Raw genomic sequence first — 9,715 nt, 5'->3', positions numbered from 1 at the left:
GTGGGTTGGCGACGCAAAAACTATGTTTGGGAGCATGGGCCCAAAGAACCCCACGATAAAAATCCATAAAACCAAGATGCGAGCTATGTCTCCCATGCCATGTCCTCCTGAGCATTTATTTATTAGATTGGGTTAGATAATAAACACCAATACACATACTAATCAATTAAAAAAAACAAAAAGGGGTAGTCGGTTTGTGCCCCAAGGCTCATATACATGTCATGACCAAAATGGATGGAATATGTTGTGCGCGTCAACTACTTGTAATGTTGGGCTAAACTCATTTACGTCTTGAAGTGATCGATATTATTTCTTGTGTGACTGCATCAAAAAACCGAGGTGGGGCACTAACCGACTACCCCCCAAAAACAATCTAAAAAGAAGCCGCCTGCTTCTCGCTAAAAACACACATTAATCAATATTAATAAATTCCTACAGACTTTAGTAGCCTTTTCTTGTCAATTGGCTAAAAAAATATCGCGATATAGCTATCCCCTTCTTTGATAAATGATTGCCTGTTCCGCTGACGGAACCGGAGAAGCATCTGATCAATATTCTTGAGCTGGTCAGGATTGAAAAACGTGTGCCGGTCAGTGCCAGGGCGTTTGTTGCCAAGTCCGTTCTGCGCTATCAGCACACCAGATCTTTGCGTCATGCCTTACTGAGCACACCGAGCCTGCGAATGATCTGCGGTTTCGGTAAACGGGGGCCCCCTTCGGAAGCGATCTTTTCCCGAACCTTTGACAAGTATGCCAGGCAGGCATGGGGACCGTGGTTCGTGACACATTGGTGAAGGAACATCTCGGCACGGAACTGATTGGCCACGTCAGTCGGGACTCGACTGCCATCGTCGGACGGGAGAAGCCGACGAAGAAGGTCAAGGTTCACATGGTTGTCAAGAAGAAAGGGTGGCGGGGAAGAGATAGATACGGTCGCCTGCCGGGCCGAAGCGGCTTGATGTCCAACGCACCAGACGGCGCAGAAGGGCATCGCCCAACTGCCGAAGGTCGGTGGTCGCGGCGTCAAGAAAAACGCCAAGGGGTACGCGGAGATTTGGAACGGTTTCTGGCGTCAGATCAAGCCTTTTACACGAGGCTCTTTTTATAATTTTCACCGTGCCGATTGAGTCACTGTTATTGCGGTGCAATCATCAGTTCCGGCCTCACCAAAGCGTCAAATTCCTCCGCACTCACATAACCGCCCCCCACGGCCTCTTCCCGCAGAGTCGTGCCGTTTTGCAGTGCCAGCTTGGCAACTGTCGCCGCCTTGTCGTAACCGATCTGTGGTGCCAGTGCGGTCACCAGCATCAGTGAGCGTTCCATCAGTTCATTGATGCGCTCACGATTCGGCTCCAGCCCAACGACACAGTTGTCGGTAAAGCTGACTGCAGCGTCGGCCAGCAGGCGAATTGACTGCAAGACATTATAGATGATCACCGGTTTAAAAACATTGAGTTCGAAATGCCCTTGCGCGCCGGCAATCGTCACCGTGGTATGGTTCCCCATCACCTGCGCACAGACCATGGTCAACGCCTCGCACTGGGTCGGATTGACTTTCCCCGGCATGATCGATGATCCCGGCTCGTTCTCCGGCAGGCGCAACTCACCCAACCCTGAACGCGGCCCGGAACCAAGCAGACGAATATCGTTGGCGATCTTGTTGAAACTGACGGCAATGGTGTTGAGTACTCCGGACAGTTCGACCAGGGCATCGTGCGCCGCCAGCGCCTCAAACTTGTTCGCCGCTGTGCAAAACGGCAGTCCGCTGACGGCGGCAACCTCGGCGGCAAAGCGTACGGCGAACTGCGCTGGCGCATTCAGTCCCGTACCGACCGCCGTCCCCCCCTGCGCCAGGGGATAAAGACGCTTGAAGCTGTCATTGATCCGCTCGCACCCCAGCGACACCTGCGCCGCATAACCGGAGAATTCCTGCCCCAGCGACAGCGGCGTGGCATCCTGCAAATGGGTTCGACCAATCTTGATGATCTCTTGCCAGGCGACGACCTTGGCGTCAAGAGCGGCGCGCAGGGCGGTGAGGGCTGGCAACAACGGGCTATGAAGCTGTTCAATCGCGGCAATGTGCATCGCCGTCGGAAAGACATCGTTCGATGACTGACTGCAATTACAGTGATCGTTCGGATGTACCGGTGTTTTCGTCCCCAGCGTGCCGCCGAGGTATTCAGAGGCGAGATTGGCAATCACCTCATTGGCGTTCATATTCGACTGGGTACCGGAACCGGTTTGCCACACAACCAGCGGGAAGTGTTCATCAAGCCGACCGGAAATCACCTCTTCGGCGGCAGTCACGATTGCCTGGCCAAGCGTTTCATCAAGCTTACCAAGGGCAATATTGGTGCGCGCGGCACACAGTTTAATGATCCCCAGCGCCCGAATCAGTGGGCGCGGCAACAGCTCGTCACTGATCTTGAAATTCTGGAGCGAACGCTGGGTCTGCGCCCCCCAGAAACGGTCGGCGGGCACTTCGATCGCGCCAAAAGTATCGGTTTCGGTACGCGTGGCAGGTGTTCTCTCGGTCATGATCTCCCCCTGGAGTTAAAAGGCTCCATCGTGTTGTCGCCCACTTCGGTGCAATTGTCAAGGTGCAGCACTCGCAAAAAAGAATGAGATGGCTAAGCAAAAATTTCGTCCTACTAGGCTTGGTGGTTTTTCAGGGGCGAAGGCCTACATCAGGTAGGTCGAGGTCCTGAAAAATCAGCGTAACGACGTAGGGCGGACTTTTTGCGACGCCATCAAGGTGCAGCCACAGGTTCAACCCGGCAAAAGAAAAAAGGCGGCAACTTGAAATTACAAATAATTCATTCATAATGAACGCAGTTGCACTGTTTTGACATCGGGAGGCGTCCATGTTACAAACCTATTATGTCTGGGAATGGCCGGTACGGATCACTCATTGGATCACTTTCATCTGTGTTGTTGTGCTTGGTGTTACCGGTCTGGGCATCGGCACGCCCTTTCTCGAACCCGCGTTGACCGCACCGTACAGCATGGGCTGGATGCGTTTCGTGCATATAGTCTTCGGCTACCTGTTCACGCTGTCGGTAGTGAGTCGTATCATCTGGATGTTTATCGGCAATCGTCATGCGAGCTGGAAAAACTTTGTTGCCGTGTTCACACGCAAAGGCTGGCAAAGCGGCTACAAGGCTTTCAAATATTACAGCTTTTTGAGCCCCAGAACCCCTTACGAAATCGGCCATAACGGTCTTGCCGCCACGGCCTACGCCGGGGTTTTTATGTTGCTGCTGGCTGAAATTATCACCGGCCTGGCGCTGTACGGCCAATACGCCCCCGGTGGAGCGTGGCACCGTTTGTTCTCGCCGCTGCTGATCCTGGTCGGCAATCAGTACCTGCGCCTGATCCACCACGGCATTCTCTGGCTGCTGGTATCTTTTACCATCATCCACGTTTATCTGTCGTTCATGCTTGAGTGCAAGATGCGCAACGGCTTGATCAGCAGTATTTTCGGTGGCTACAAAACGATTGAAACCGACAAGCTAAACCGCTAGTACCACCTTCCCCCACCTGCACAGACCGCGACCGCAGCTGCTAACGGTTACGACACATCTGGCCGAATAAAAACAGCGCCCCGGAAAATTTTCCGCAGGCGCTGTGTCGATCATTTATGTAACCAGCCTCACATCGCAGAGCGCTCAATCTCTTTGCTCGCCACCACTTCACCGGTCGCGTTGACGACATCGACCCGCCATTTCCCGACCCAGCCCGGAATCATTTGCTTGCTCGAATAAACCCGCCAGCGCGGTCCACCAATAGTGAACGGCACTTCCGCCATGACCTGACCGTTATAAACCCAGCGATGCAGCACCGGTTCTCCAGCCATGTCGTTGATTTCAGTGAAGAAAAAAAGTGTTTCCAGTGCCGTGTCGGTGGCGGTCAGTTCGTCAACCGGTTCACGGTTTTCAACACTGGTGGTAAAAAGTGCCCGGGCAACGCCCGCTTCGGCAGCGCAGAGTACGGGAGTTAGCAGCAGGAAAATTCCGATCATCAGCAGTAACGTTTTTTTCATTTTTGCTCTCCTTGGTTGGGGTGTACAGTCGCGCGTAGCACGGACTGCGGATTTTTCAAGAACGCGCTATTGCCGTGGTCACGCAGCAATCAACGTTGACAAGCCGGGCTGCAAAAGTCTAGTGTGTAGCGTTATGCGAACCGTACTGCCGAGGAGAATGTCATGACGTCGGAACACAAATTTGAAGTTCTGCAAAACACCGTCCGCCGGTTGATTCGGCGCGGTGCTTACCCGAATCTGACCAATGTCCTCGCCAAATTCCGCCCTGCCGACATCGCGGAACTGTTCCGCGATCTGAGCCTCAAGGAACAACGCATCCTCTTCCGGTTGCTCGGCTCCGCCGAAACCGCCGCCGAAGTCCTCTCCGAACTCGACGAAAATGCCGGTGCACTGCTGCTGGAAACCTTCAAGCAGGAAGAAATCACCGAAGTCCTGCAGGAAATGCCGTACGACGACGCTGTCGAGATCATCCGCAATATGCCGGAGGAGTTGGCCGAGCAGGTCCTGCACAGCATGGAGGACGAGCATTCCGACGAGATCGAGAACCTGCTCCAGTATGACGAGGATACCGCTGGCGGAATCATGGCCACCGAGATTTTCTCCCTGCCGGAGGAAACCACCGTCAAGGAAGCAATTGCGGCGATCCAGCAGGCGGAAGATGTGGAAATGGTTTTCTATATCTACGTCACCGACGACTACAACCACCTGGTCGGGGTTCTGTCACTGCGCCAGCTGCTGATGGTCCCCCCGGAAAAGCTGCTTAAAGAGGTGATGGCCACCGACGTGATCAGCGTCAGCACCGACCGTGATCAGGAAGAGGTCGCCAAGGTCGTTGAAAAATACAACCTGCTGGCGGTTCCGGTTGTCAACGAGCTGAACAAACTGATGGGGATTATTACCGTCGATGACATCATCGACGTTATCCGTGAAGAAGCCACTGAAGATATCTACCGCATTGCCGGAACCAGCGACGAAGAACTGATGCTCGGCAACAAGTCATTCAAAATTGCCCGGCTGCGACTGCCGTGGCTCCTCACCAACCTGCTCGGCGGCGTGATAACCGGCTACCTGATGTGGACCTTCAAGGCCACGCTTAAAGAGGTCGTCGCACTGATCGCCTTCGTCCCGGTCATTACCGGGATGGGTGGCAATGTCGGTGGCCAATCGTCAACGATTGTCGTCCGCGGCTTCGCGACCGGGCGCATCGACCTGAGCAGTATCCGCCGCGTCTTTCTCAAAGAATTGCGCGTCGGTCTGATCATGGGCACCGTTTGCGGCCTGGCCGTCGGCACCATCGCCTACATCTGGCACGGCAACCCCTACCTCGGAATGGTTGTCACCGTTGCCATGGCCACCGCCATGACCGTCGCGGCATCGATGGGGGTGTTGGCCACAGCCTTTTTCAAACGCATCGGCATCGACCCGGCAATCGCCTCCAGCCCCTTCGTGCAGACCGCCAACGACATTACCGGCATTCTCATCTACTTCGGCACCGCGACTCTGTTTATTAACTACCTGCGCTGAGACTTGATTGCGGGTTTGGTTGATATCGTGAATTTTCGGGGAATTCGCAGACTGAAGAAATGAAAACCCAAAAGCCGGGACGAGCAAAGAAGTAATATGGGAAGCCTTGCTCCCCGCCCCGGAATCAACTATCATCCCCCCATGCACATCCATCGCGACGAAGCCATCATTCTCCACAGCCGCGCTTACGGTGAAGCCGACCGGATCGTCACCGCACTGACCCGTAGCCACGGTCTGCTCAAGGGGTTTGCCCGCAATGCCCGCAAGAGTCGCAAGCGGTTCGGCCCGGCGCTGGAGCCGTTCGCCCTGCTCAAGCTGATCTGGAACCCGCCACGCAGCGGAGAGCTGAGTTCCCTGCGCGAGGCCGAGATCCTTGATCTGCGCACCGGGCTGCGTCGCGACCTGCCGACACTGGCGCTGGCCGGTTACGGTCTGGAACTGACCGAGCGGTTGACACCGGAGGGAGATCTTCACACCGAGCACTTTGCTCTGCTTAACGCTTTCCTCGACCACCTCGTTGCAGTCGGCGCCGTGCCAACCGCGAAGCTGCTCTTGGAGCTGCGGCTGGTGCAGCTGGCGGGATTGATGCCGCACCTGCTGCACTGCGCCGTCTGCAACGCCCCGTTCAGCGAGGACATCGTCCCGTTCAGCGCCGACTACGGCGGCGGGATCTGCGGCACCTGCGCAACCGGTAATGACGGTCCGCCGGTCAACGTGGCCACCCTCGGCAGCCTCTCCCGTTGCCTGCGTGCACCCGTGACCGTCTTCGCCGATCTGCACCTCGGCGCGATGACGCTCCGGGAGGGCGGAAGCATTCTCGGCGCGGCGCTTGCGGCACACCTTGACCGCCCGTTGGCAAGCAGCGCATTTCTCCAGCTCGCCGATTCCATGACGCCCGTCGACCCCCGCAAAAAGTAGCCTCCAGACCGGGGTTCAGGCTTGACAGCGACAAGCCCCGCAAGCTATAGTCGCCCCCTGCTATTCCTGCCTGATTATTGTATACAGTATACTTTTTAGCAAGAATGCTCGGCACTTTTACCGTGACTAAATTTATTTATCACAGGGAGGCTTTGTGACCTTTCAGGAGCTGATTCTTTCATTACAAAATTTCTGGGCCAAGCAGGGGTGCATTATTCAGCAACCTTACGATATCGAAAAAGGTGCCGGAACCTTCAACCCCGCGACTTTTTTGCGGGCACTCGGCCCGGAACCGTGGAACGTTGCTTATGTGGAACCCTCGCGCCGCCCCACCGATGGTCGCTACGGTGAAAACCCGAACCGCCTTCAGCATTATTATCAGTTTCAAGTCCTCTTGAAACCATCGCCGATGAACATTCAGGAGCTTTATCTCGATTCACTCAAAAGTTTCGGGATTGACCCGTCGAAACACGATATTCGCTTCGTCGAAGACGACTGGGAATCGCCGACCCTCGGCGCCTGGGGGCTGGGCTGGGAAGTCTGGCTCGACGGCATGGAAATCACCCAGTTTACCTACTTCCAGCAGTGCGGCGGCATCGACCTGAAGCCGATTCCGGGGGAAATCACCTACGGCATCGAGCGTATCGCCATGTATATCCAGGGGGTCGATAACGTCTATGACCTGGAATGGGTTGACGGCATTAAATACGGCGCGGTGCATCACCAGACCGAAGTCGAATTCTCAACATATAACTTCGAGGAAGCCGACACTGCGATGCTCTTTCAGCTCTTCGATATGTACGAAAAGGAATCTACCCGGCTGGCGGAACTGGAGCTGGTCTTCCCCGCCTACGACTTTGTTCTCAAGGCTTCGCACGCTTTCAACCTGCTCGATGCACGCGGCGCAATTTCGGTCACCGAACGGGCCAACTACATTGGCCGGGTGCGCAACCTGTCACGTCTCTGTGCTCAGGGGTATGTTGCTCAACGTGAAAAACTCGGTTTCCCGTTATTGAAGAAGTAAACCCTATGCTCTGGGAGTTTTAATATATGTCCGCGGAACTTTTTCTGGAAATTGGCGCTGAGGAAATCCCCGCCGGGTTTATCCCGGTGGCGCTGGCCGACCTCGAACGTTTGCTACGCAAGGAATTCGACAGTACGCAGATCGGCTACGGCGCCATCCGCACCTTCGGCACCCCGCGGCGTCTGGCTATCGCCATCGATGCCGTGGCCATTGAGCAACCGACTCGTCGCAGTGAGGCCATGGGCCCGGCCAGGCACATTGCCTTCGATGCCAATGGCCAGCCAACCAAAGCGGCCATCGGCTTCGCCCGTGGCCAGGGGGTTGATGTTGCCGACCTGAAAATCGTCACCACCGACAAAGGGGAGTATATCTGTGCCGAAAAGGAAGAGGTGGGGCGCAAGACCGTCGAACTTCTCCCTGAGCTACTGCCGAAAATGATCGCCGCCCTGCCCTTTCGCAAGTCGATGCGCTGGAAAGACCTTGATGTCCGCTTCGCCCGTCCGCTCCACTGGATCGTCGCCCTGTTCGACGGCCAGGTGGTGCCCTTCACTTACGGCAACTTGACCAGCGGCAACCGCTCGCGCGGGCACCGCTTTCTGGCCCCGCAGGAGTTCCGTGTCAGCTCCGCCAGCGACTATCTGAGCGTCGCCGAAAAGCATTTCGTCATCGCCGACATCGCCCGCCGTAAAGCGCGCATCAAAGAGCAGATCGCAGCGATTGCCGCTGCCGAAGGCGCTCAACTCCTTGAGAATGAGGAGCTCCTCGACGAGGTCACCAATCTGGTCGAATTTCCGGTTGCCCTGGCTGGTGGTTTTGATCCGGAATTTCTCAAATTACCCCGCGAACTGCTGATTACCTCGATGCGTGAGCATCAGCGCTATTTCAGCCTGATTGCAGCTGACGGCAAGCTGTTACCACGCTTCATCACCATTGCCAACAATCAGGTTGACGATCCGGCTGTCATCGTTCGCGGCAATGAGCGCGTCATTCGCCCCCGGCTGTCCGACGCCATGTTCTTCTGGGAAAAAGATCAGCAGACGCCTCTTGCCGACCGCCTTGAAGCATTAAAAAATGTCGTTTACCAGCGTCAGCTCGGCACCAGTTTTGAGAAGGTCTTGCGCTTCAAGACGATTGCCGCCGAGCTGGCCGAACGTTTTGAGCCAGCAGCAAAAGCGTTGACCGAGCGTGCCAGTGAGCTGGCCAAATGCGATCTCGAATCGAACATGGTCTATGAATTCCCTGAACTGCAAGGGGTCATGGGGCGCGAATACGCGCTGCTCGAAGGGGAAGATCCGCGTGTCGCCAACGCCATCTTCGAACACTACCTGCCGGTCGAAGCTGGCGGGGAGCTCCCCTCCGACAATGTCGGGGCGTTTGTTTCGCTGGCCGACAAGATCGATACCCTGTGCGGCTGCTTTGGCGTTGGCCTGATCCCGACCGGATCGGCGGACCCTTATGCCTTGCGCCGCACGGCCATCGGCATTCTCTCAATTATTCTTGATCGCGGCTATTCGCTGTCAATTCCCGAACTGGTGGCGCGTGCCGTTGCTCAATTGGCAGCAAAATTGACCCGGCCAGCGACTGAAGTTAAAGCAGACGTCATTGAATTCATCCGCCTGCGTCTCGTCAACCTGTTGACCGGTCAGGGCTACGCCCAGGACGTTGTCGATGCCGTACTGTGCGCGGCGTTCGATGACGTGACCGATGCGGTTGAGCGGGTTAAAGCATTGGCACAGATAAAAACGCGCGACGATTTCGAAGCGCTGGCCGTCGCCTTTAAACGGGTGGTCAACATTATCAAGGACGGCGTTGTTACCGAGGTCAACCCGGAGCTGTTTGAAAAACCGAGTGAGCAAAAGCTGCTGACGGCGCTCGAAGCGGTCGAGAACCGTTGTGCGACCGCCACCCGCAGCGCTGACTACACCGCTGCCTTGCGCACTATCGCCACCTTAAGGGAACCGGTCGATGACTTCTTTACAGCGGTGATGGTCATGGCTGAGGATGAAAAGGTCAAGGCCAACCGGCTGGCGCTGCTGACCCGTGTCGCCGAGCTTTTCGCCAAGATTGCCGATTTCACCCGTTTGAGCATTTAACACAACATATAACCGAACCGCGCCCCTTGCGCGGTTCTTTTGTTTAGGGATTACCAGCACTTATCATTGGGGAGCTTGCTCCCCCAACAACCTACATCGTGTCAAGGAGGATTTT

At 55.8% G+C, this 9,715-nt stretch carries 9 protein-coding genes; 6 read left to right on the top strand and 3 right to left on the bottom strand.

What is annotated here, in order from left to right; genetic code table 11:
* Positions 1-511 precede the first annotated feature (511 nt).
* Positions 512-793 carry a hypothetical protein gene (locus K0A93_02410; GenBank protein MBW6510958.1) on the top strand — a complete coding sequence of 94 codons (282 nt, stop codon included), beginning with the start codon at positions 512-514 and terminating at the stop codon, positions 791-793.
* A gap of 102 nt (positions 794-895) precedes the next feature.
* On the opposite strand, the gene K0A93_02405 is transcribed toward K0A93_02410, so the two are convergent.
* A complete protein-coding gene (locus tag K0A93_02405; GenBank protein MBW6510957.1) occupies positions 896-1,147 on the bottom strand; it encodes a hypothetical protein in 252 nt (83 codons plus the stop codon).
* The gene (gene fumC, locus K0A93_02400; protein MBW6510956.1) at positions 1,134-2,537 is read right to left on the bottom strand and encodes a class II fumarate hydratase; all 1,404 of its coding nucleotides are present in this window, start codon (positions 2,535-2,537) and stop codon (positions 1,134-1,136) included. Before fumC ends, K0A93_02405 begins: the two co-directional genes overlap by 14 nt.
* Positions 2,538-2,863: 326 nt before the next feature.
* Here fumC and cybH point away from each other — a divergent pair, with 326 nt between their 5' ends.
* Positions 2,864-3,523: a Ni/Fe-hydrogenase, b-type cytochrome subunit gene (gene cybH / locus K0A93_02395; protein ID MBW6510955.1), complete on the top strand. Its 660-nt coding sequence runs from the start codon at positions 2,864-2,866 to the stop codon at positions 3,521-3,523.
* 128 nt (positions 3,524-3,651) lie between these two features.
* Here the strand turns inward: cybH and K0A93_02390 are convergent, their stop codons facing one another.
* The gene (locus tag K0A93_02390; GenBank protein MBW6510954.1) at positions 3,652-4,041 is read right to left on the bottom strand and encodes a DUF2914 domain-containing protein; all 390 of its coding nucleotides are present in this window, start codon (positions 4,039-4,041) and stop codon (positions 3,652-3,654) included.
* Positions 4,042-4,203: 162 nt separating this feature from the next.
* On the opposite strand from K0A93_02390, the gene mgtE reads away from it, so the two are divergent.
* From mgtE to glyS, 4 genes are all read left to right on the top strand, one after another.
* Complete coding sequence (gene mgtE, locus K0A93_02385) at positions 4,204-5,565, top strand: magnesium transporter (GenBank protein MBW6510953.1); 1,362 nt, start codon at positions 4,204-4,206, stop codon at positions 5,563-5,565.
* Between the two features lie 96 nt (positions 5,566-5,661).
* The gene (gene recO / locus K0A93_02380; GenBank protein ID MBW6510952.1) at positions 5,662-6,483 is read left to right on the top strand and encodes a DNA repair protein RecO; all 822 of its coding nucleotides are present in this window, start codon (positions 5,662-5,664) and stop codon (positions 6,481-6,483) included.
* A 154-nt stretch (positions 6,484-6,637) separates the two neighbouring features.
* Positions 6,638-7,507 (top strand): glycine--tRNA ligase subunit alpha, encoded by an 870-nt coding sequence (gene glyQ, locus K0A93_02375; GenBank protein MBW6510951.1) that lies wholly within the window; start codon positions 6,638-6,640, stop codon positions 7,505-7,507.
* Between the two features lie 26 nt (positions 7,508-7,533).
* A complete protein-coding gene (glyS, locus tag K0A93_02370) occupies positions 7,534-9,600 on the top strand; it encodes a glycine--tRNA ligase subunit beta (protein ID MBW6510950.1) in 2,067 nt (688 codons plus the stop codon).
* Positions 9,601-9,715 lie beyond the last annotated feature (115 nt).

The organism is Desulfuromonadaceae bacterium (assembly GCA_019429445.1).
Classification (GTDB): domain Bacteria; phylum Desulfobacterota; class Desulfuromonadia; order Desulfuromonadales; family JAHYIW01; genus JAHYIW01.
Note: the sequence above shows the minus strand (reverse complement) of the source record. Positions and strands in the feature narration are given on the sequence as shown.